The sequence below is a fragment of the Bradyrhizobium sp. 4 genome (genome assembly GCF_023100905.1).
Lineage (GTDB): Bacteria > Pseudomonadota > Alphaproteobacteria > Rhizobiales > Xanthobacteraceae > Bradyrhizobium.
The window spans coordinates 259,479-281,424 of the sequence record NZ_CP064686.1; the positions used below are offsets into that span (position 1 = coordinate 259,479).

At 66.0% G+C, this 21,946-nt stretch carries 15 protein-coding genes; 3 read left to right on the forward strand and 12 right to left on the reverse strand.

Going from position 1 to position 21,946, the window contains the following annotated elements; translation table 11 throughout:
- Nucleotides 1–10: 10 nt before the first annotated feature.
- The 7 genes from IVB45_RS01260 to IVB45_RS01290 form a co-directional block, all read right to left on the reverse strand.
- Nucleotides 11–349, reverse strand: coding sequence for a hypothetical protein (locus IVB45_RS01260; protein WP_247363170.1), 339 nt, complete (start codon nt 347–349; stop codon nt 11–13).
- A 223-nt stretch (nt 350–572) separates the two neighbouring features.
- Nucleotides 573–1,490, reverse strand: coding sequence for an MBL fold metallo-hydrolase (locus IVB45_RS01265; protein ID WP_247363169.1), 918 nt, complete (start codon nt 1,488–1,490; stop codon nt 573–575).
- Nucleotides 1,491–1,582: 92 nt separating this feature from the next.
- Nucleotides 1,583–2,788: an FAD-dependent oxidoreductase gene (locus tag IVB45_RS01270; protein ID WP_247363167.1), complete on the reverse strand. Its 1,206-nt coding sequence runs from the start codon at nt 2,786–2,788 to the stop codon at nt 1,583–1,585.
- A gap of 101 nt (nt 2,789–2,889) precedes the next feature.
- Complete coding sequence (locus IVB45_RS01275) at nt 2,890–3,180, reverse strand: hypothetical protein (RefSeq protein WP_247363166.1); 291 nt, start codon at nt 3,178–3,180, stop codon at nt 2,890–2,892.
- A gap of 98 nt (nt 3,181–3,278) precedes the next feature.
- Nucleotides 3,279–4,238, reverse strand: coding sequence for an AraC family transcriptional regulator (locus IVB45_RS01280; RefSeq protein WP_247363165.1), 960 nt, complete (start codon nt 4,236–4,238; stop codon nt 3,279–3,281).
- Between the two features lie 342 nt (nt 4,239–4,580).
- A complete protein-coding gene (locus tag IVB45_RS01285; protein WP_247363164.1) occupies nt 4,581–7,244 on the reverse strand; it encodes an EAL domain-containing protein in 2,664 nt (887 codons plus the stop codon).
- 138 nt (nt 7,245–7,382) lie between these two features.
- A complete protein-coding gene (locus IVB45_RS01290; protein WP_247363163.1) occupies nt 7,383–8,099 on the reverse strand; it encodes a hypothetical protein in 717 nt (238 codons plus the stop codon).
- Between the two features lie 185 nt (nt 8,100–8,284).
- Here IVB45_RS01290 and IVB45_RS01295 point away from each other — a divergent pair, with 185 nt between their 5' ends.
- Nucleotides 8,285–9,304, forward strand: a complete 1,020-nt coding sequence (locus IVB45_RS01295; protein ID WP_247363162.1) for a LysM peptidoglycan-binding domain-containing protein — start codon at nt 8,285–8,287, stop codon at nt 9,302–9,304.
- A 143-nt stretch (nt 9,305–9,447) separates the two neighbouring features.
- The gene (locus IVB45_RS01300; RefSeq protein ID WP_247363161.1) at nt 9,448–10,737 is read left to right on the forward strand and encodes a Spy/CpxP family protein refolding chaperone; all 1,290 of its coding nucleotides are present in this window, start codon (nt 9,448–9,450) and stop codon (nt 10,735–10,737) included.
- On the opposite strand, the gene IVB45_RS01305 is transcribed toward IVB45_RS01300, so the two are convergent.
- The 3 genes from IVB45_RS01305 to IVB45_RS01315 form a co-directional block, all read right to left on the reverse strand.
- Complete coding sequence (locus IVB45_RS01305; RefSeq protein ID WP_247363160.1) at nt 10,738–11,565, reverse strand: hypothetical protein; 828 nt, start codon at nt 11,563–11,565, stop codon at nt 10,738–10,740.
- 249 nt (nt 11,566–11,814) lie between these two features.
- Nucleotides 11,815–14,262, reverse strand: a complete 2,448-nt coding sequence (locus tag IVB45_RS01310; protein ID WP_247363159.1) for an adenylate/guanylate cyclase domain-containing protein — start codon at nt 14,260–14,262, stop codon at nt 11,815–11,817.
- Between the two features lie 270 nt (nt 14,263–14,532).
- Nucleotides 14,533–16,611: an AsmA family protein gene (locus IVB45_RS01315; protein WP_247363158.1), complete on the reverse strand. Its 2,079-nt coding sequence runs from the start codon at nt 16,609–16,611 to the stop codon at nt 14,533–14,535.
- 235 nt (nt 16,612–16,846) lie between these two features.
- Here IVB45_RS01315 and IVB45_RS01320 point away from each other — a divergent pair, with 235 nt between their 5' ends.
- Nucleotides 16,847–17,521: a Crp/Fnr family transcriptional regulator gene (locus IVB45_RS01320; RefSeq protein WP_027568341.1), complete on the forward strand. Its 675-nt coding sequence runs from the start codon at nt 16,847–16,849 to the stop codon at nt 17,519–17,521.
- Nucleotides 17,522–17,725: 204 nt separating this feature from the next.
- On the opposite strand, the gene IVB45_RS01325 is transcribed toward IVB45_RS01320, so the two are convergent.
- Nucleotides 17,726–20,875 (reverse strand): efflux RND transporter permease subunit, encoded by a 3,150-nt coding sequence (locus tag IVB45_RS01325; RefSeq protein WP_027568340.1) that lies wholly within the window; start codon nt 20,873–20,875, stop codon nt 17,726–17,728.
- Nucleotides 20,875–21,804: an efflux RND transporter periplasmic adaptor subunit gene (locus IVB45_RS01330; protein WP_027515083.1), complete on the reverse strand. Its 930-nt coding sequence runs from the start codon at nt 21,802–21,804 to the stop codon at nt 20,875–20,877. Before IVB45_RS01330 ends, IVB45_RS01325 begins: the two co-directional genes overlap by 1 nt.
- Between the last annotated feature and the right edge of the window lie 142 nt (nt 21,805–21,946).

Below are 21,946 nucleotides of genomic sequence, written 5' to 3' on the forward strand. Positions count from 1 at the left end.
AACCAAAATCTCAAGTCATGCTGCCCGGCATGAAGCAGCGGATCTTGGCGCGGCCGTTGACGTAATACGGCCAGACCATGGTGCGGCCGGCGCGGTTCGGCTCGGTGATCACGGTGTCGTCGGGCACCTCGATCCAGTCGCCCAGGAGTCGCACGCGATAATGTCCGTTGCTCGTGTCCCAGTCGACATCGTCCAGCGCGGTGCCGTCGGCGTCGGCGCAGCAGGGACCGCCGCCCTTGCTGTGCAGGCTCTCGAACCAGCCCTTGAGGGGAGAGTTCGCGTAGCGACCGTCGTCGCGGGCCTGCACGGATGGGCCGACCATGGCAGCAACCGCTACGAGAGTGACCATCCTGAATGCCGCGATCGCCATATCGCCTCGCTCGATCTCGCGCGCGCACGAGCGCAGACGAAGAGCCGCCTGCGCGGCACGTGACGCAATGCTGGCTGGCGCCGCCGACCGGTTCCAGCCGTCTCAGCGGGGCGATAACCGCGAGGGTCGATGTTTGATCCTATTTTCAAGGGCGCGGACCTATCGAGTCCGCGCCCTGCTTCGGCTCTAACCCGGCAAGCGGTCAGTAGTCCCAGAACACCGGCACCCAACGGAAGGCGTCGCCGTCGGCAGCCACCCGACCCACGGACGGGAACGGCAGGTGCGTGGCCACCAGCATTTCGCCGGTCTCGGCAAGCTGTCGCAACAGACGAACGCGAACGCGGGCGGCCTCCTCGGGGTCGTGCTCGAAACCGTTGTGCCAGTCGGGTTGCTCGAACCCGACGGCAAACACGGCGTCGCCGGCGAATGTCAGCGCGTCGTCGCCGGCCGCCATGCGAACCACGCTGTGTCCGGGGGTGTGACCGCCGGTGCGACGGGCGACGACGCCAGGCGCAATCTCTTGCTCGTTATCGAACAGCCGCAGCTGAGGGCCGTACTCCTTCAGGAACCGCTTGGCGGTCGATCGCAGCGCGTCCGGGAACCCTTCCGGCATGGCAGTGCGGGAGAAATCAGGCGCTTCCCAGAACTTGACCTCTGCGGCCGCGACGTGAATCCGCAGGTCCTTGCGCAGCTGCTGCTTCACGCCGTCGACCAGCAGCCCACCAATGTGGTCCATGTGCAGATGGGTGAGCACCAGATCGGTTACCGCCGAAAGATCGATGCCCGCGGCCGCCAGTCGCCTGATCAACTGCCCGGCGCGCGGCAAGTTCAAGTTCGGGTCCGAGCCCAGCCCGGCGTCGATGAGGATGGTCTTGCCGCCGCTGCGGACCATGACGGCGTTCAGCGCCCAGTCGAAAGCATCCTGCGGCAGGAACATGTCGTGCAGCCAGGTCGCCCGCACCGTCGGGTCGGCGTTGTGCGCGAGCATCGTGGTCGGCAGCGGCAGCACGCCGTCGCTCACCACCAGCACGTCGATCTCGCCGATCTTCAGCGCGTAGCGCGACGGAACGAGCTCTTCGGGTCCCGATGACACGGGATATGAGGTGTTGTGCAGATTCATGTTGGTCTCCTGTTTCAAAGATAGGGGCTTCCGGCTGGTGGTTGAGCAGGCAGCGCCGCCGGGGGAGTGCGCAGCCGTGATCGCTTGGTGCGCTAGAGGCTGGTCACTCGTTCCGGATCGGCCGACGCGAGCGCCAGGGCGCGCTCCGCCTTCGGCGGATAGATCCAGACGGTGTTGATCTCACGCTTGGTCTTCTTGGCGACGTCGCCGACCAGCTCGACCTTGCGCTCCCATCCGCGTGTGAACAGCGCGCCGGCTTCGCCGAGGTCCAGGCAGGTGACGTAGGCCTTCTGGTGGTAGGGTCTGGTCGGAACGCCAAGCAATTCGGCCGCGGCATTGTTGCCGGCAAAGGCGCCCATTCGCGTGGCGTGCTGGCACGACATCAGTGCGTAATTGCCCTCGTCGTCGCAGGCGGCGCGTGCTGCGTCGCCGGCCGCGAAGACACCCTGAACGCCTGGCAGCTGCAAGCAGCGATCGACTAGCAACCGTCCGAAATTGTCGCGCTCGGCGGGAATCTGCCCGGTCAGCGGCGCTGCACGCATGCCCGCCGCCCAGATCACCGTCTCGGTTTCGATGTGCTCACCGCTGGACAAGGTGACGCCGGTCTCGTCGAGCGCGGCGACGCCAGCACCGAGCCGTGTCTCGACGCCAACCTTGCGCAAGGCTTCCTCGATGACGGGGCGGGCGCTTGCACCCATGTCGGGTGCGATCGCAGTGTTGCGATCGACGATGACGACGCGCGTCCTGGCATTGGGGCCCAGGATTTCGCGCAGCCGCACCGGTATTTCGGTGGCCGCCTCGATCCCGGTGAAGCCGCCGCCGGCGACGACGACCGTGTCGCGTCCGTTCACGGCAGGCCGCTCCGCGAGGCCATGCAGATGCTTGTCGAGCGCAACGGCATCGTTGAGCGAATCGACGCTGAAGCCGTGCTCGGCGAGGCCCGGAATGTTCGGACGGAATAGCCGGCTGCCGGTGGTCACAACCAGGCGATCGTAGGACAGCGTCTTTCGCGGGCCCTTCGCGGGCGTGATCTGCACCGTTCGGGCCTCGGTGTTGATCGTCTCGGCGCTGCCCTGAATGTAGTCGACGTCGATCGCCTCGAGGACCTCGAGCAGCGGGGCCGTCAGGGTTTCCGGCTTCGGCTCGTAGAGCCGCGGACGGACCACCAGCGTCGGCTCCGGGGAGACGATCGCGATCTGCAGATCTTGCGGCGAGACGCCCCGGATGTCGCGCAGTCGCGCTGCGGAAAGGGCGGCGTACATGCCGGCGAAGCCGGCGCCGATGATGACGAGTCGCATGGATTTTCTCCTTGGTTGCTGTTCGAAAGACCGCGCGCGACCGCGCTGCTGCGTTCAGGGCAGCGGCCGGCGTCGGCGCGTGGGTGGGTTGGGTCGCGGGCTTAGGGCCCGATGCAGCGTGCCATCACCGATCTCGGCGGCTGGCCGTAGCCCAAGACGACGGGCTGAAGCTCATTTCGACTCCAGTCCTGATAGGGAAGCCCAGAGCCATTTCGGATCATGATGGAAACGGGCGGCTGTGCCGGGTGCATGTTGTAAGCCGGAATTTCCACTTCCTCGCCCGTCGCCGACGTGAAGCGAACGGCCAGCGAGAGTCCGTACAAGGTCGCGGTTGCGAGGCTCCGGCGGCGTGATGAGATCAACCGTCGGCTGACGAAGTTTTTCCAGGTCATCTTTGGTCTCCCTCGATTGGTCTGGACATGGAGATGATGTAGCCGACCCGATTTGCCGTTGCCCCAGCGCGATTGCCGTCGCTGTCGAGAGATTGCTGCTAACGCACGCGCCTGCGCCAATCGCTCGGCGTCTCGCCCGTCAGCTTCTTGAATGCCGCGGCGAAGGCGGTCTGCGAGGAATAACCAAGCGCCGCGGCGACCGAGACGATCGATTCGTCGCTCTCCCGCAGCATGTTCATGGCCTGCTCGAGCCGGTGCTGGCGAAGCCAGGCATGCGGCGACAGCCCGGTGCTCTCCTTGAAGGACCGGCAGAAATGAAAGCGCGACAAACCTGCATCGGACGCCAGCGCATCGAGCGAGACGTCCGCTTCGCTGTCGGAGCGCAATCGTTCGATCGCACGGAGCAGGACCTTCGGCGCCAGTCCGCCCATGGTCGGCTGGAACGTGGTTGGCGACCCTGCATGCGCAGCCAAAAGGCGCGTGGCCAGAAGATCCGTGAGCTGATGCCGGAATAGCGTATCAAGGACGCCATGGCTCTCTAGCGAATCCGCCGCGCTCAGGAGCAGTCGGGACGTGATCGTGTCGGGATGCGCCGTTCGCTCAATCAATTCGGCGGGCCCGGCGGTCCCGGCCTCGCCGGCGATGCGCTGCAGCGTTGCGTCGGGAAGGTAAAGCTGCACGACGTCGACGGGCTTCGGAATGTCCCATCGGGAGCTCGACCCTTCCGGAACGATGTTCACGACCCCCGGACGAAACGTGCCGATCGCGATCGATCTTCCCGAGCGCCGCTCCATGCGCTGCATCACGCCTTTATGCGCCATGATCACGTGGTGGCGCATGGGCTCGACGACGTCGTGCAGCGGATCATGCTTCCAGTGCGCGATACCGGCACCGGAGGAGTCCAGCGCCATGCGAAACGGCTGCGTCCTGAGCACGCGCGCCATCTCCCCGTCGGCGGCGCGCCGCTCGGACGTCGAGCGGTCGTCAGGCTGTGCGTCGGGTGCGGGCGGCAAGCCCTTGTGCGAGGGATTGCGCATGAGTGCAGTGTTCCCGGTCATGGTGTGGCTCCTGCTGATCAGCTCGGGCTTTCGATCAGTCGTCCGTATTTGTACGGAACGGCGCGTGTTCTATGCGCCGCGGTTGCGGTGCGTATTTCCTGAACCCGCCATGCTTTGTCCGATCCTGCTCCAAGCCGGCCCGCGCTTTCGCGAACGCACGGTGAGCGGCCGGGGAGGAGAAGTACTTGTGAGAAAAGGGCGCAGGCCGCCACACGGCCGCCACATCGATGTCGCGATCGGGCACGCTCGTGGCGTGGAACGGTTGGATTTCAAGACGGACAAGCCTTGCCCGGCTCGGCGACAAATCCTCCAAACGGAGGCGACGGCGATGACCGGGGCGCGCTAGGCCGCGGCCGCCTGTGCCGACAACAGCTGCTTCAGTTTCGCCGCCGGCACGGCCGGGCTGAACAGCCAGCCCTGCATCTGGCTGCATCCGAGCTGGAGCAGCACCGCGCGCTGCGCTTCGGTCTCGACGCCTTCGGCGGTCGTCGCCATGTGGCGGGCGGCGGCCATGTGCACCACCGCCTGCACGATCGGCGAGGAATCTTCAGACTGGCCGATGTCGCAGATGAAGCTGCGGTCGATCTTGATCTTGTCGAACGGGAAGCGATGCAAATAGCTCAGCGACGAATAGCCGGTGCCGAAATCGTCGAGCGCGATGCGCACGCCGAGCTCGCGCAGCTGCTGCAGGATCGTCAGCGCCTCCTGGTCGTCGCGGATCAGGACAGTCTCGGTGATCTCGAGCTCGAGCCGTCCGGGTGCCAGACCGGACTCGGCGAGCGCGGCTGCGACCTTCAGCGCCAGCGTCCGCGAGCGGAACTGCACCGGTGAAACATTGACCGCGATGTGGATGTCGCCGGGCCAGGAGGCGGCCTCGGTGCAGGCCTGCCTCAGCACCCATTCGCCGATTTCGCCGATCAATCCGGTTTCTTCCGCAACCGGGATGAAGTCGGCGGGCGAGACCATGCCTCGCTCCGGATGGTGCCAGCGCAGCAGCGCTTCGCAGCCGGTGACCACGTTGGCCGCGAGATCGACCAGCGGCTGATAGTGCACCTCGAATTCGCCGCGGGCCAGCGCTAGGCGCAGATCGAACTCGAGCTGGCGGCGCAGCCGCGCCTTGGCGTCGTATGCGGGCGCGAAGACGCGGAAGGTGCGGCGGCCCTCGGACTTCGCCGCATACATCGCGAGATCCGCGCGCTTGAGCAGATCGTCGAGATTGTCGCCGTGGTCGGGCGCGATCGCGATGCCGATGCTGGCATCGGTCGGGATTTCCTGGCCATTGTAGTTTACGGGCGCGCGCAGCGCCTTCAGGATCTGCTCGGCCAGCGCCGTCAGCTCGGCCACGTCGCGGGTGCCGGCCTTGACGATTGCGAATTCGTCGCCACCCAACCGTGCCACCATGTCGTTGCCGCTGATGCAGGCGCGCAGGCGGTTCGCGACCTGGCGCAGCAGCTCGTCGCCGACCTCGTGTCCCAGCGAATCGTTGACGCCCTTGAACTCGTCGACGTCGATATAGAGGATCGCGAACGGCTTGCCCTGGGCAAGCTCCGCGACACGCCGCTCCAGATGGCCGCGCATCAGCACGCGGTTGGGCAGGTCGGTCAGCGCGTCGTAATGCGCCATATGCGCGATGCGCTCGTCGGCGCGAATGCGCTCGGTGACGTCGTCATGGGTCGCGAGCCAGCCGCCGGCGGCGCCGGGCTGGTTCTTGATCTCGATCAGGCGGCCATCGGAGGTCTCGACGATCGTGCTCTGCGTCTGCCCGGCATTGCCCAAAATGCCGTCGCAATAGGAATCGACGTCGCCGTGGAACGAACCCGTGTCGTGGCGGTGCTGGATCACCTGGCGGAAATACGCGCCGGGCTTCACCACCTCGGCCGATAGGCCATACATCTCGATGTAGCGCCGGTTGCAGACGATCAGCCGCTCGTCCTGGTCAAACATCAGGAGACCCTGCGTCATCGTGTTCATCGCGGTGTCGAGCTGGTGCTTCTCCACGGCGAGCCGGCGGGTCATCTGGCGGAAGATGAAATAGAGCGTGAGCACGAGCAGGCCGATCGACAGCACGGCTACGGCCACGAAGAATTTGGTTTGCGTGTGCCATGTCGCCAGCGTCGCATCCAGCGACCTGGTCGCAACCACGACCAGCGGCTCGCCGGTCAGGAGGCGTGCGGCGACGATGCGATCCTTGCCGTCGATCGGACTTGCGAGCTGGGTCGTGACGAAGGTGCGCTCGAACACCGCCATCTGCTCGGACGTTCCATTGCGGAAATTCTGCCCGATCATCGCGTCCACATGCGGAACGCGCGCGAGCAACTGGCCGTTCTGGTGGTGCATCGCGATCGAGGATTCCTCGCCGAGCCCGCTCGAGGCGAAGAAGGATTCGAGTTGGTCCGGCGCGATCGCGCGCGACACCAGCCCAAGGAATTCGCCGTGAGGACCGGAGACGCGGCGCGCGAACACGATCGCCGGTCCGCTGCCCAACCGTCCGGGCACGACCTCGACCTCCTCCTGCGAAGCTGGGTCGTTCTTGAGGCGATTGAAATAGCCGCGGTCGGCGACCGAGACATCGGCGACCGGCCAGCGCCGCGACGAGTTGATCAGCACGCCCTTGGCGTCGAACAAATTGGCGCCGGCAACGTCCGACCAGCCGCTGGCTCTGGCGCGCAGCACTTCGTGCACGGCGAGCGTGCCCATCTCGCTGCGGAAGACATCAGCGGACTCGATGCCGTGGCTTTCGAGCTCGGCGATGATGCTCTTCTGCAGCACCGCGAAGTCCTCGAACTCGCGGTCGAAATGGCGGGCAAGCAACCGGACCGCGCTCTCAAGGCTGTCGCGGCCGCTTTCGATTGCATTCTGCCGGAAGCGGTCGACGGTAAGCGCGGTGCCGATCGCCATTGCGGCCATCAGCACGAAGCCGCCTGCGATCAGCCATGTCAGCGGCGCGCCGCGCCAACGGCGCAGCAACGCGCGCATGCGCGCGCTCCATCGGATCGATGTGCCCATGCAGCCCTCCCGTGGGATGCAAGATGCGGCAAAACCGACAAGACCGCGTTACCAGTAAGGGTTAGGAAAACATGAATCGGAGCGTAATCAGAGGGTTGGTTCCATCGCTGTCTGAAGGCGCGGTGGGCCATGGTTCCCTCAGCGTCGGATTTCCCATCTCAACGCTTCCGCATTGGTCTTGGCGAACATCGCCGGCACGTCGAAGGTCCCGGTCTTGAGATCATAGCGGCAGCGCCAGTCGGCCAACCCCTTCACGGCGACGTTCTTCGGGTGCTTGTCCATTTCACCCGACAGCGAGATGACGAGGTAACGGTTGTCCGGCCAGTGCACGCCGAGGCCGCGATAAGCCTCTTCGGTGCCTTTCACGAGATTGGCCGAAATGTGGTAGTCGAGCTTCATCTTCCCGGTGTTCGGGCGGCTGTGGAAATAGGCCCAGGCCAAGTCGCTGAACGGCGTCTTCGTCGCGCTGACGAAGGCGCCTTTCTCGACATGGTAGAGATAGAGGTCCTGCTCGCCGGAGCCGGTCTTCTGCATCCGCACCAGCCATTGCGAGTCGGGCGTGAAGCGGAAGCCGGCGCCGTAACCCTGCTCGGGCTTCAGCTCCGTCATCTGTTCGCCACGCCTCGCCCAGGCCTGCCATTTGACGTCGAAATCCCCGCTGTCCTTCATGTACTGCTCGATCCCGGTGGCGCCGTCGGGCGAGGTGAAGGCGAGATCGGCATTGCCGGTGAGGATGTAATCCGGCGGCGGGCCGGAAGCGGCGAGCCCCGGAGTTGCGGCCAGCGTCGGGACAAGCGCGAGCCCTACCACCAGCCCAAGTACCGGCAATTGTGCGGGACGGCAAAATGCGTTCACGGTGAAAATTCCTCGAGAAAAATACCGCGATGCGGCCTCGATCATTTGACGCCGGCGAGGGTGCGCCGGTTCATCCCCGGCGCCGGCTCATCATCCTATCGACCGTCTTGCTGCCGTGGCCAAAACGGCGCAACTTGCCGGCTCGATTGATTTGCAAGGTTCTTCCTGATCAAGGTTCGTTTCCGATGGTGACCGCATCCAAGGCCTTCATTGCATTCTGTCTGCTCGCGGTGGGCGGCACCGTGCTGGTGATCGGCCCCACCGAGCTGCGTCGCCTGCTGCCGATAGGGGCGAAGACCGACATCGCCGCCAGGCCGGAACCCAAGGTCGAGCCCAAGGTCGAATCCAAGCCGGAACTCAAACCGGAAGAGCCCAAGCTCGCCGCGGTCGCGCCGCCGGCACCAGCTGCATCTCCGGCGCCGGCCCCCGAGCCGAAGGCGGGTGCGCTGGCCGAGACGCAAAAGCAGGTCACGGCCGCGCTTGCCGATCTTGCACCGGTCAAGCCGCCTCCGGCGGTTGCCGATAGCGGCCCCCGTTTCGACGTCGCGCGCGTCGATGATCACGGCGAGGCGGCGGTGATCGCGGGCCAGGCGACGCCGGGCGCCAAGGTCGAGCTGCTGCGCGACGGCAAGCCGCTCGACACGGTGGTGGCGGATGCGTCGGGCCAATTCGTGATGACGCCGCCGCAGCTTCCCGCCGGTTCCTATGAGCTCACCCTGCGGGCGAAATCGCCTGACGGCACCGTCACGCAATCCGGCCGCAGCATGCCGGTGGTGATCGCCGAAGCCGCGCCGCCGCCCGCGCGCCCTGCACCGGCCGCGAGGCAAGAGACGAAGCAGGAAGCGAAGGCCGAGAAGTCCGACGACAAGTCGGATGTGGTGGCATCTTTATCGGACAGGCCTGCGGCCCGGCCGAGATTGATGGGCGCACCGAAACCAAAGGGCGGGTCGGGGGTCATGGCGCGGGCGCCCGCGGCCACGACCGTCGCATCGGCCTCGCCGGCGGAAATCGTCAGCGGTGCACCGGCGGAAACAGGCGGCAGCCGGGTGATCTCCCGCGGCGACAGCCTGTGGGCGCTCAGCCGGCTCGCTTACGGCGACGGCGCCCGCTTTGCCGTGATCTACAACGCCAACCGCGCCAAGATCCACAATCCCAATCTGATCTATCCCGGCCAGACCCTCGTGCTGCCGCAGAAGGCGGAGTGACGGCGCATCGGCTCTGCACGGTGCGCGTTGCGACGCTTTGCCCTGTGCGCTTCCGGAACATTTGGTTCCCTCGCGCGTCGTTGTGATGCGACGCGATGCGCGCTTGGCGCCGGAGGAGGGCCAAGGTGGACAGGTCAGTGGTCATGTCGAGATCACGCTTGGCGCTCAGGCCAAGGCTGGGGCTGGCGCTATCAGGCGCAACCCTCGTGATTCTGGCGGTGCTGTTGCCAAGTCGCGCCGAGGCGCAGTTCGGCTTCCGCGGCGGCCCGCTCGGTGTTGCGCGCTTTGCCGTCGGCCACATGATCGGCATGTCTCGCTTGCGCCATGCCCGCATGGCGGTGCGGGGCAGCCGATACCGCTCCGCAGCGTTGAGGTCGCAAGATCCTCGCGGCGCAGAGCGCGGCCAGCCTGCGAATCCTTACGTCCTCCGTGCCGCAATGACGGCGCAAGCCGCGCTGTCGGGCTGGCACGGCGGCCGCCGTTCGCAGGGATGGTGGCGCCACCCCGACGGCAGCTACGGCTGGGTGGGCCCCGTGTTCTGGCCGTTCGCGCATGACGACCTCACCACCGCGATCGTCCTCGGCGATGCGACCAGCCTCTCGCTCTATGGCTATGGCGACATCTATGCCGCGATCTTCGCGCCCTATGCGGCCACCGAGCTTGCCGCCTACACCGCGCCGCACGGCCGGCGCGGACGGCGAGTCCCGACCGCGGAGACGGTCTGCGATGCCAGCGACACCGGCGGCCTGCCGGTCGATCGCATCGCCGCTATCGTGCAGCCGAATGAATTGCAGCGCACAGCGCTCGACGAGCTCGCGACCGCGTGGGCATCCGCGCGCGACACCATCCGCGCCGCCTGTCCAACGCAGGTTCCCGCGACGGCCATCGAGCGCCTCGGCCTGATGCGCGAGCGCATCGAGGCCATGATCAAGGCGACGGACGCCTTCGCACCTTCGCTGGCAAAATTCGTCGATCTCCTCGACGACGACCAGAGAGCCAAGCTCGACGGCCTGGCCAAGGACCGCCGCGCCGCGCTTGCAGCGATCCAGCAAAAGAATCCCCAGGCGGCATCGGCCTGCCAGGCGGACAGCGATCCCCGCTACGACGAGAAGCTGCAGCGCCAATACGAGCAGCTCGTGCAGCAGCAATGGCCCGCCGCCGAGATCGCCTCCACGCTCAAGCTCGACGACACCGCCCGCGCCCGCCTCGACGTGCTCCAGGACACCACGCTGCGCACCATGGAAACGCTGAGCGCCTGTCCGTCACAGGCCGCACCGACACCACAGGCCCGCCTCACCGCCGCGAAGGCGCGGCTGGAGACGATGCTGCAGGCGGTGAACGGCGTCAGTGACGCGCTCGACGATTTCGAGGCCGACTTAAGCGACGAGCAGAAGGCGGGGTTCGAGGCGATCGGGCCGAAGCGCGGCGTGTGATCACCCGCAGGCCCACTCGAACTTCATGTCCTTGAAGTCGAGCTGCGCGTTGCCGCTGCCGAAACTGTAGCCGCCGAAATATTCCTCGAACTCGATGTAGAACGGGCTCATCTCAGGCACCGCCTGGCAGGGCCGCATGGTGCCGCCGAGATGGTTGTGGGCGTGGTCCTTGCCCCAGTCGTGCGAGCGGAAATTCTCGGTGGTCGGGACGCCGTCGATAAAGTAGTAGTAGGACTGATAGTCGCTCGGCGGATTGCGCGGGAGGTGCGGGTCCTGCGGGGCCTTGCCGGCATTGGGATCGGTCGCGCGCGGCATCAAGGCGATCGCGAGGTTCTCCGCCAGGTCACCCCGCGGAGGGCCGGCGAACATCTTCTGCGCGAAGGGCGGGGCGGATTCGAAGAAAGCGCTGGCGCCGCCGACATCGAGCCAGCGCGGCCGCTCCGCCGTCGCAAGCGGAAGCGGCGCGGGCGGCGTCGCGAACGGGCCCTCGTACTCATGCTTCGTCAGCAGCAGCGCGGCATATTCGTAATCAAGGATGTCGGTCATGCGCGAAAGCCGCGGATGCGCTGGTCGCGCCAGCACGGCCTCGCGAATCTCGGGATCGTCGGGTGCCCCGCCGTCATTGTGATCTGGTGCGGTAGCGAAGAACGACACCGCGACGATATCCTCGCCGTGTACGCGATAATCCTTCGGCAGCAGAAGTGTAAAACCATGCATCAGCGGAAACCCGGTGACTGGGTCGAGCGGCCATTGCTCGCTCGTGATGCCCGGCGGCAGGCCGTAGACCCAGCCATGATCACGCGCGCGATCGGCGGGCCGGTCCAGCATCTGCAAATCATACGCACGCGACGGCAAGGCAAGCGCCACAGGTCGGCTCCATCCGAACTTTCGCCTCGACGCGGAGGCGATCGTTAGTCGCGAGGACGAGAGATGTGGTTCGTGGGGATGATGCTATCCTGCCGGTGTTTTGCCCGACGAGTCAAACGGCTTCCGGCCAATTCCGTGCCCGCGTAACCCATTGATCTTGCAGGCCCCGGCTACTGTGCATGGGGTTGTTTTCGCAGTTTTTTGTTTGGGCTACCCGCGCCGCCTTGCCGCGGCGGCATCCACCACGTTCTCGACCTCCTCGCGCCACGACAGGATCTCCATCGCAAGCACCGGGTGGTTGAAGCCCTTGAGCACGAGATCGTCGAGTGCGCGGGCTTCGACCCAGGGCTCGACCATGCCGTAGACGCGGCGGCTGACGACGACCTGACCGGCCTTGGCTTCGTCGCAGAGGCGCGATGAGAGATTGGTGACGCTGCCGATCGCGGCATATTCGAGCCGCTGCTCGAAGCCGATCTGGCCGAGCGTGGCGTAGCCCATGGCGACGCCGACGCCGAAGCCGAGCGAGTGGCCGCGGTTCTTCCACTTCTCGGTCAAATGGCCAATCACATCACGCATCTCGACCGCCATCTTCACCGCGCGCTTGGTATGGTCGGCGAACTGAATGGGCGCGTTGAACAGGATCATCACGCCGTCGCCGGCAAAGCGGTCGAGCGTGCCTTCATAGCGGTGGATCAGCTCGCCGAGCGCGGCGTGATATTCGCGCAGCACGTTCATCGCCTCTTCCGGCTCGGTCGCCTCCGTGAACGAGGTGAAGCCGCGCAAATCGCAGAACACGACGGTGACCTCGCGGCGGTGGCTGTCGAGCAGTGCGTCGTGGCCGTCGGACGAGGCGATCAGCTGCGCGACTTGCGGGGCGAGGAAACGTTCGAGCCGCTTGATGCGGCCGATCTCGCCGAGTTGTTTCTCGACCCGCTCTTCCAGCGAGCGATTCCAGTTGCGCAGCTGCTCGGTCTGCTCCTGGAGCTTGGCGGCCTGCTGCTGCACGGTTTCGTGCGCCGCCGCGAGCTCGCGGCCCTTGTGGTCGACCTCGGTGAACAGCCGCGCATTGCGCATCGCCAGCACGGCCTGGTTGGCGAAGGTGCGCATCAGGCCGATGATGCTTGGAGCGAACTCGCCGCCGGCGCGGCGCAGCACCACCAGCGAGCCGAGCGTGCCCTGCTGATCCACCAGCGGCACCACCAGCACCGAATGGAAGCCGGCCGCGATCGCGACGTCGCGCAGCGGCTGCTCGGAGGCCTGGTCGAGATCTGAAATCGCGATCGGTTCGCCGCTCCCGGCCGCATCGCTCAGGATATCCTGGCCTTCGTCGATGGTGACATGGGCGCCGTCGGCGGATTTGTCGATGCCGTTGGCCTCGACCAGATTGAAGCGGCGCGCCTCGGCGTCATAGCCGTAGATCAGCACGGCGTCGGCATGGGTGATCTCGATCGCGCGCGCGGCGATAGTCGGCAGCACGGCGTTGAGATCGAGAGAGGCTGCGACCGCGCGGCCGACCTCTTCCAGCACCTTGAGCTCGTTGATCGACTGCGCGAGATCGCGGGTGCGCTCCTCGACCTTGGTCTCCAGGTCCGAATAGGTTTCCTGGATTTGGCTGGCCATGCGGTTGAACTGGCCGGCGAGATCTTCCAGCTCGTCCGCGGTGTGCACCTCGATGCGATGGCTGAAATCACCCTCGCCGAGCTTGTGCGCGCCGTCGCGTAGCGCCGTGATCGGGATGATCATGCGGCGCGCCAGAAGCGTGCCGGCGAGGATCGCGACCAGCAGGCCCATGCCGATCAGCAGCCCAATGCGCACCAGCTGGTCGCGGATCGGCATCAAGGCCTGCGTGGTCGGCTGCTCGAACATCACGCTCCAGCCGAGCTTCGGCACGGTGCTCGCCGCGCTCATCACCGCATGGCCGTTGAAGTCGGTGCCCGAGCTGTCGGGCTCGTGGCCCGGTGCGACCGCAGCCGCGACCTGCGGCAGCTTCGACAGGTCCTTGCCGACTTCGGGGCCCTTCGACGACGTCGCCAGCACGCGGCCGCGCGGATCGACCACATAGGCGAAGGCCGCCTTGCCGACCTGGGCGTCGGACAGGTACTCGGAGAGAAAGCTGAGGTCGAGCTCGGCCACGGTGACGCCGGCGTTAAAACCGGAATGCGCCACCGAGATCGACATGAACGGCGTTCGGTCGGAGAACCAGGCCGGCGCGTAGCTGACGCCGCGGGCGACGGTGTCGGTGAAGCGCATGTCGCGGGAGAGGTCGGCATTGCTGCCGGTCGTGGTCGACTGGCGCGAGACGCGCAGCACCTCGCGGCCGTCGCCGTTGAGCTGGAACAGCTGGTTGACGACCGAGACCTGGTGCAGCAGCTGGGCGTAGTCGGCGCGGCGCTTCTCGAGCGTGTCCTGGCTCGCCCGCGTCACCCAGCTGATCTGGCGCTCGAGCTCGGAGATCGACTGCTCGATCCGCCGCGCGGCAGCCTGCGCCTTGTCCTCGAGACCGTCGGTCAGCTGTGTCTTGGTGGCGCGGTAGGAGATCCAGCTCTCCATCGCGCCGTTGACGGCGAGCACGAACACGACGAGGCCGACGAGAGAGACGACGTATTTGGCGAACAGACCCTCGCGCAGAAACCGTGTCTTGTCGCTCGCTCCTGCCATCCCGATCCTCTCGCGCCGCCATCGGCGCCGGCGCTACGGGCCTGACGGACCCTGCGAGCCTTCTAGCACAATTTGGTCCAACGGACTGTGAAGGGACTGGTCGGGGCCGCCTGACCGGCCGGTGTGGTTACCCGCCTGGACGCTGGGCAGGCGGAAGCATGATGAATTGTCGCAGTCTCATCCGTTTGGAGGAAGCCGCCGCCGGGCCAGCCGATGTAAGGGGATGGCTTGGCAAGGGAGGGCTGGGAGTCCAGCGCTTTGGTCCTGCAATCATCGGTTAAAGAGCTGCCGCAGCACGTCGTTCATCGGCTGGCTGTCCTGCTGCGCCGCCGGCGGGTCCTCCAGGCCGGGGGACGTTGGCGAAGCTTGCGGCATCAATGTGGATGGCGCTGCAGGCAGGCTGCGGCTGCGGCCGGCGGCAGTGCCGGTGCCGGTGGCAGTCCCAGTGCCGTTTCCCGCGCCACCGGAAAGTCCCTGCTGGATCAGATTGCCTATCGCCTCGCCCAAGGGGCCGCCGAGCGGGTTGTTCTGTCCGGGCTGCTGGGTTTGCGGATTGGCATTGCCGGTCGCATTGCCGCCACCCGGCGCGGTGGCTCCCCCGAGGCCAAGGCTTCCCAGAATATTGCCGAGCCCAGCCCCATCAGCGCCGAACAGGCCCTTGCCCATCTCGCGCAGCTTGGCATAGGCGGCGTCCGGATTGTCGAGCATGCCGGCCATGTCAGGATAGATCCGCGGCTGCGACCAGGTACCCTGGATCATCACGGGAATGCCGAAGCCGACCGGCTCGGCGGCGCGGCCCTGGCCTTCGGTCGTCATCACCAGCTTCGGCTCGACGCGAAAGCCCATCATCTTGGTGTCGAGTGCGATCGTGCCGGCACCGGTCACGCGGACCAGCGGTCCGGTCAGGCTGAGATCGGTGGTCACCGCCTGGCCCTTGTCGATCCGGAACGACGCCGAGAGCTGCGACAAATCCGTGCTCTGCTCCCGACCGTTGTCCTGGTTTGCCTGCCAGCCGGACAACGTGCCCGAGGTCAGCGAGCGGATCATCTGCGCGACGTTGATGCCGCGAATGGCGCCATCCTGGAAATTGACGAAGGCCGTGCCCTGCATGTTCGCCATCAGCGCGCGCTGGCTGGTGCCGGCGCTGCGCAGCGCGAGCTTGGCCTGCAGCTTGCCGTCGATCCGGTCGAATTCGGCGAGGCCCTGGAGCAGCGGCAGCGCGCGCACGCCGGCGAGGTCGGAATGCATCGCAAAGCTCGGCGCGCCGCTGGTCGCATCCAGGATCAATTCGCCCGAGACCTGGCCGCCATAGGCGCCGAGATTGGCGGTGCCGGCCTTCAGCACGCCGCCGGCGAGTTTTGCATCAACCGCCAGCGGCGCGAGACGCGCATCGCCGATCACTGCCTCGTGCGCGGAGATCCTGATTTGCGCATCGACATAGTTGAGCCCGGACACGTTGATCGGCGCATCGCTCCAGGGTTGCCCGGACGCGCCTTCCGGCGATTTTGCCAGCGGAATCGCAAGCCGCTGGAAGTCGAGATCGACCTTGACCAGAGGCTTGCTCGCGATATCGACCGAGGCCCAGCCGTTGAACGCGCCATAGCCGAGCGTGCCATTCAGGCCGTTGATCATCACGACATCGCCGCTCAGCCGCATCTCGGCATGGCCCGCGAGCCGGGACTTCAGCACATCCGGCATGTCGATCGCGAAATCCACCGGAATGGTCGGGCGGTCGGCCGGCGGCGCCGGCGTGGTCGCCTTGATGTCGAACTTGGTCGGATGCTCGCCGACCCGTGCGGTGCCGGTGATGCTGATCTTGCGGTCGCGACCGACGATCGCATCGGCATTGACCGCGCCGATGCGGCTCTCGACGCGATCGCGCACCCGCGCGAATGCGATCTCGCCATCGGTGACCTTGATGCGGTCGATGGCGGCGCCGTCGGTATCGAGCGCGACCGGCTTCGATGTGCCGCCGGCATTCGGCAGGCGCTCGCGCAGCAGCGGCTGGTAGAGCACGGGATGGGTGACGACGAGCTCACTGATCTTCGGGCGGCCCGACCAGACGCTCGAGAGCGACATGTCGGCCTGCACGCTGTCGATGGTCAGGCGGGTGATGCCGCTGCGGTCCTTGGGGTCGGCAAGCGCGAGGTCGTTCAGCGTCACGTTCAGCGTCGGCCACAGGCTGATTCTGATGGTGCCGTCGATCGACAAGCGATAGCCGGTCGCGCTCTCGACCCGCGAGGCAATCGTCGACGTCAGGAAGCCCGAGGGGATCCCGACCACCAGCAGGAGTGCGATCACGATGACGATTGCGGCCACCGCCGCGCCGGCGAATTTCACGGCTCTCATGTCGACTTTCCAGCGGCGGACAACCGGCGTCGAATCCGGCAGATGACCGTCATTTGCACGCGTCCTTTACGCCTGAGTTTATCCCGGGACGGGAAGCGGCTCCAAGCACGTAAAAATAGTCTGGGGGTGCTGCAAAGTTATGTGACTTATGGCACACTTCCCCGGCGTGGTTTTACGCGATCCTGATGTTGATGGTTCCAAGCGATTTGCCAACGAAATTCACAAGGACATTGAAATGAGCAAGCAGGCCGAATTTGCGGTCATCCTCAAGATGAATGCGATGTTCGCCGATCTCGGCGTAGACGAGCTCCAGCGGCTGGCAAATCTCTGCCACACCCAGCATCTGGGGAACGGCGAGGTGCTATTCCAGAAGGGCGACGCGGGCGATGCGCTGTTCGGCGTGCGCCGTGGCCAGGTCCGCATCGAGACCGGTGCCTCCGACGGCAGCCGCCTGACGCTGAACTTCATGGGGCCGGGCGACCTGTTCGGCGAAGTTGCGGTGCTGGACGGCCAGAGCCGCACTGCGGACGCGACCGCTGGCGAAGCCAGCGAGCTGTTCGTGCTGCGGCGCGAAGACTTTCTCGCTTTCCTCGAACGCGAGCCGAAGGTCGGGATCAAGATCATCGCGCTGCTGTGCCAGCGCATCCGCTGGCAGAGCGAGCGCATGGAAGAGTCCATGCTCCAGCCGCTGCCGGTTCGTCTCGCGCGGCGCCTCTGCGCGCTCGCCGCCGATTTCGGCTCGGAGGTGCACATCTCGCAGGAGCAACTCGGCGTCTTCGTCGGCGCCGCCCGCGAGAGCGTCAACCGCCAGCTTCAGGCCTGGCGCAAGGAAGCGATCCTCGATCTCCAGCGCGGCCGCATCCTGCTGCGGAACATGACCAAGCTGACGGCGATCGCGCGGAACGAGTAGGGGGCCGTTAGGCTGGGTCGCTACAATCGGGGCGAAGGAGTTCGTCAGAAGAGTCCCAACTCGCAACCCACGCTTTAACGGCCTCGATCGGCACAGCACGACCGGTACGTCTGAATGCTTGGTAGCGAAGACGATCCTCCGCTATGTCGGGTTCGCGGATGGCGCTCGCTGAACTGCCTTGTGTACTTGACGCTTGTGCCATAGCTACTCCGCCGCGGGGTGCACGATGCTCTTCGGCGCTGGTGCCGCTCCCGCCGGCGCAGCTCCGTGGTGACCGGCGCCCTCCGCATCTTCGCTGTGCACGACCAGCCGCTTGGCGAAGCGCCAGATCAGCGCGCCGAGATCGTCCATCACCATGAACATCGCGGGCACGAACACCAGCGACAGGATGGTCGAGAAGATCAGGCCGCCGATCACCGCGAGCGCCATCGGCGAGCGGAACTCGCCGCCGGCGCCGACCGCGAGCGCGCTTGGCATCATGCCCGCGGCCATCGCGATCGTGGTCATCACGATCGGACGAGCGCGTTTCATGCCCGCGTCGATCATGGCTTCTTCGCGCGGTGTGCCGGCGTGAATGGACTCGATGGCGAATTCCACCAGCATGATCGCATTCTTGGTGACGATGCCCATCAGCATCAGGATGCCGATCCACACCGGCGTCGTGAGCTGCTTGCCGGTGATCAGCAGCGCCGCGATCGCGCCGCCGATCGAGAGCGGCAGCGAGAACAGGATGGTGATCGGCTGCAGGAAGGTGCCGAACAGCAGCACTAGCACGGCGTAGACCATCATCAGGCCCGCCGTGATCGCGGTGGCAAAGCCTTCGGACAGTTCGTTCAGGCTTTCGGCATCGCCGGAGGGCGAGACCTTCACGCCCTTCGGCCGGCTCTTCATGACCGGCAGGTCGTAGATCTTCTTGGTGGCGTCGCCGAGCGCGGCGGAGCCGACGAGATCGGCCGCGACGGTCGCCTGTCGCTCGCGATCGTAGCGGTTGATGCTGGTCGGACCCTGGTCGAGCTTGACGTCGGCGATGACGGAGAGCGGCACGCCGCCCTTCTCGCCGTGCTCGCCGAGCGGCACGCGCAACTGTTCGAGCGTCTTCAGATTGCCGCGCGCGGCATCCTCGAGCTGCACGCGGATCGGCACCAGACGGTCGCCGACGTCGAACTTGGCGAGCGCGGGGCCGACGTCGCCGATGGTGGCCACGCGGATGGTCTGCGACAGGCTTTCGGTCGACACGCCGAGCCGTGCGGCAAGATCGGCGCGCGGTTCGACGCGCAGCTCGGGCCGCTCCAGCGTGGTTTCCGAGATCACGTTGGAGATGGTGGGAATCCGCTTCATCTGCGTCGCGAGTTCGCTGGCGACGTTGTTGACGATGTTGGCGTCTGCGCCGGTCACGACCAGCGAGATGGCGCGCAGGCCGTTCTCGTCGAGGAACCAGAAGCGGATGTCTGGAATGTTCTCCAGCTCCTGGCTGATCGAGAATTCGAGCTCGCGCTGGGTGATGTCGCGGCTGTCCTTGGGCGTGTAGTTGATGATCAAAGCGGCGCGCCGGACTTCCTGGGTCCCGGGTGGAACGCGGCCGCCGTCGACGAAGATGCTTTTCACCTCGGGCCGCTTGCGCAGGCGCGCCACGATGTCCTCGGTGACTTTTTCGGTGTAGGCGAGCTGCGTGCCCGGCGGCAGCTCGAGCGCAACCAGCGAGCGCGAGCTGTCCTGCGCCGGGAGGAAACCCTGCGGCAGCAGCGTGATGCTCCAGATCGAGGCGGCGAAGACGCCGAAGCCGGCTAGCACCGTGATGAAATAGTGCTTCACCGACCAGGCCACGAGCCTGTGATAGGACCGCAGCACGCGGCCGGGCGGCGGCTCTTGGTGATTGCCATGTTTGAGGAAGTAGGCGGCGAGCACCGGCGTGACGAAGCGCGCCGCGAGCAGCGAAAAGAACACCTGCACCGAGACGGTGATGCCGAATTGCTTGAAGAACTGTCCGGCGATGCCCGACATGAAGCTCGCGGGTGCGAAGATCGCGATGATCGTCAGCGAGATCGCGATCACCGCGAGGCCAATCTCGTCGGCGGCTTCCAGGGCGGCACGATAGGGCGACTTGCCCATGTTCATGTGCCTGACGATGTTCTCGATCTCGACGATGGCGTCGTCGACCAGAATACCCGTCGACAGCGTGATGGCGAGGAAGCTGACGAGGTTGAGCGAGAAGCCGAGCAGGTCCATCGCCCAGAATGCCGGGAAGATCGACAACGGCAGCGAGATCGCGGCGATGATGGTGGCGCGCAGGTCGCGCAGGAACAATAACACGATCACGACGGCGAGGATGGCGCCTTCGAACAGGGTCGAGATCGCCGCGTGGTAATTGCCATTGGTATATTCGACCGAGGTGTCGATCACCTTCAGGTCGACGTCGGGATAAGTAGCCTTGAGCGTGTCGATGCGCTTCTGTACCGCCTCGGCGACCTTCACGTCGCTGGCACCCTTTGAGCGCTTGATGCCGAGCGCGACGATCGGCTCGCCGTTGAAGCGGGCGAAGGTACGGCGGTCGGCGATGGTGTCGGTCACGGTGCCGAGATCGTCGAGCCGGACCTCGCCGCCGCCGAACAGCGGAATCATGGTGCCGGCAAGGTCGCTCAACGTCTTGGCGCCGGCGAGGGTGCGGATCGCCTGGTCGTTCTTGCCAATCTCGGCCCGGCCGCCGGCAACGTCGACATTGGTGCCGCGCAGGCTCTGGCTGACATTGACGGCCGTCAGCCCCATCGACTGCAGCCGGTCGGGATCGAGGGAGACCAGGATCTCGCGCTCGACACCGCCGATGCGCTCGACCTGGGCGACGCCGCGCACGCCCTGCAGCGCGCGTTTGACCACGTCGTCGACGAAATAGGAGAGCTGCTCCGGCGTCTTGCCGGGCGAGATCGCGGCGTAGGTGACGATCGGCAGGCCGATGACGTCGACGCGCTGGATCAGGGGCTCGGTGACGTTCTGCGGCAGATTGGAGCGCACGCGCGTCACCGCGTCCTTGACATCGTTGAGCGCGCGGTCGGTGTTGGTTTCCAGCGCGAACTGGATCGTCGTCACCGACAGGCCGTCGGTGATCTGCGAGGTGATGTGCCTCACGCCTTCGACACCGGAGACGGCGTCTTCAACCGTCTTGGTGACCTGGGATTCGAGCTCGGCGGGTGCTGCGCCGAACTGCGATACCGCGACCGAGATCACGGGAATGTCGGCCGAGGGTAGCCGCGTCACCGCGAGCTTGGTGAACGACACCCAGCCGAGGATCAGGAGGATGATGGAAAAAACGACCGACGGCAGCGGATTGCGAATCGACCATGCCGAGATATTGAGAGCCATCAGCGTACCCGCGTGCGATCGAGTTCATCAGCGAACATGGTCTTGATCTGGTCGCCGTCATGCAGCGAAGAGCCGGCGTCGGCGACGACGATCTCGCCGACGTTGAGGCCCTCCAGGATTTCCGTCGCGCTGTCCGACGACAGCCCGACCCGTACCTTGCGCGTCTCGACAATGTTGCCTTTGACGACCTGCACGGTGAGATGGTCGATCGCGGTCTTGGGAACCGCGACGCCGCAGCTTCGCTTGGCGTCGATCGAGGCGCGGGCGAACACGCCGACTTTCAGCGAGGGATTGTTGGTGACGCTGATGCGCACGCGGCCGAGCTGGGTGGCGCGATCGATTTCGGGCGCCACCAGCCTGACCCGCCCGATCAGATCGGGCGCGTCGTCGCGGCTGATGCGAACGGTCGCGCCGGAGCTGAGCTTGGCCATGTGCACCGCCGGGACCTGCGCGTCCAGCTCGATTTCGTTGTTGACGGCGATTCGGAACATCGGGCCAGCCTGCGGCGAGGCCGGCGCGCCGACGATGGTGCGGACCTCGGTGACGAGACCCGGCGCAGAGGCCTTCAGGGAGACCGGACCTTGCGGGCCGGGCCGCTGCGGCTGGCCCGGGATCTGGGGCGGTGCGGTCAGGCGCGCCAGCTCCTGATTGTCGGTGACGAGGGTGCCCTCGGTGACGAAGAGGTCGGTGACCCTGGATCCCTCCTGGTCGGCGACGACCACGGCTTCGCGGCGCGGCACGAAGAAGCCGGTCACCCGAACCAAGTCCGAGAAGCAGGCATTGGTCGACTTGGTTACGATGACCAGGGCCTCGCTCGGCGTTTCCTTGGGCTCGGCGCGATGCCGGTGCTCGAACAGATAATAGCCGACGCCGAGCGCGACGACGAAGACCACCGTTCCCGCCGGCTTGAGATATTGGGAGAGGTTCATTGCCGGATCGTCCTGGCCTGGCTCACGGCCATCCGCGCGCGGCCCATGGAGAGCGTTTTCCTGAAATGAAGCAGCGTCCCGCAAGCCTGCGGGACGCGCGCTGGAAGCAAGACTTTACACCACATCACGACTTGTCACTTCA

Bases quoted from the DNA above. Each gene is read 5' to 3' on its own strand.
- IVB45_RS01260 (WP_247363170.1), bottom strand. From the start codon at position 349: ATGGTCACTCTCGTAGCGGTTGCTGCCATGGTCGGCCCATCCGTGCAG.
- IVB45_RS01265 (WP_247363169.1), bottom strand. From the start codon at position 1,490: ATGAATCTGCACAACACCTCATATCCCGTGTCATCGGGACCCGAAGAG.
- IVB45_RS01270 (WP_247363167.1), bottom strand. From the start codon at position 2,788: ATGCGACTCGTCATCATCGGCGCCGGCTTCGCCGGCATGTACGCCGCC.
- IVB45_RS01275 (WP_247363166.1), bottom strand. From the start codon at position 3,180: ATGACCTGGAAAAACTTCGTCAGCCGACGGTTGATCTCATCACGCCGC.
- IVB45_RS01280 (WP_247363165.1), bottom strand. From the start codon at position 4,238: ATGACCGGGAACACTGCACTCATGCGCAATCCCTCGCACAAGGGCTTG.
- IVB45_RS01285 (WP_247363164.1), bottom strand. From the start codon at position 7,244: ATGGGCACATCGATCCGATGGAGCGCGCGCATGCGCGCGTTGCTGCGC.
- IVB45_RS01295 (WP_247363162.1), top strand. From the start codon at position 8,285: ATGGTGACCGCATCCAAGGCCTTCATTGCATTCTGTCTGCTCGCGGTG.
- IVB45_RS01300 (WP_247363161.1), top strand. From the start codon at position 9,448: ATGTCGAGATCACGCTTGGCGCTCAGGCCAAGGCTGGGGCTGGCGCTA.
- IVB45_RS01305 (WP_247363160.1), bottom strand. From the start codon at position 11,565: ATGCTGGACCGGCCCGCCGATCGCGCGCGTGATCATGGCTGGGTCTAC.
- IVB45_RS01310 (WP_247363159.1), bottom strand. From the start codon at position 14,262: ATGGCAGGAGCGAGCGACAAGACACGGTTTCTGCGCGAGGGTCTGTTC.
- IVB45_RS01315 (WP_247363158.1), bottom strand. From the start codon at position 16,611: ATGAGAGCCGTGAAATTCGCCGGCGCGGCGGTGGCCGCAATCGTCATC.
- IVB45_RS01320 (WP_027568341.1), top strand. From the start codon at position 16,847: ATGAGCAAGCAGGCCGAATTTGCGGTCATCCTCAAGATGAATGCGATG.
- IVB45_RS01325 (WP_027568340.1), bottom strand. From the start codon at position 20,875: ATGGCTCTCAATATCTCGGCATGGTCGATTCGCAATCCGCTGCCGTCG.
- IVB45_RS01330 (WP_027515083.1), bottom strand. From the start codon at position 21,804: ATGAACCTCTCCCAATATCTCAAGCCGGCGGGAACGGTGGTCTTCGTC.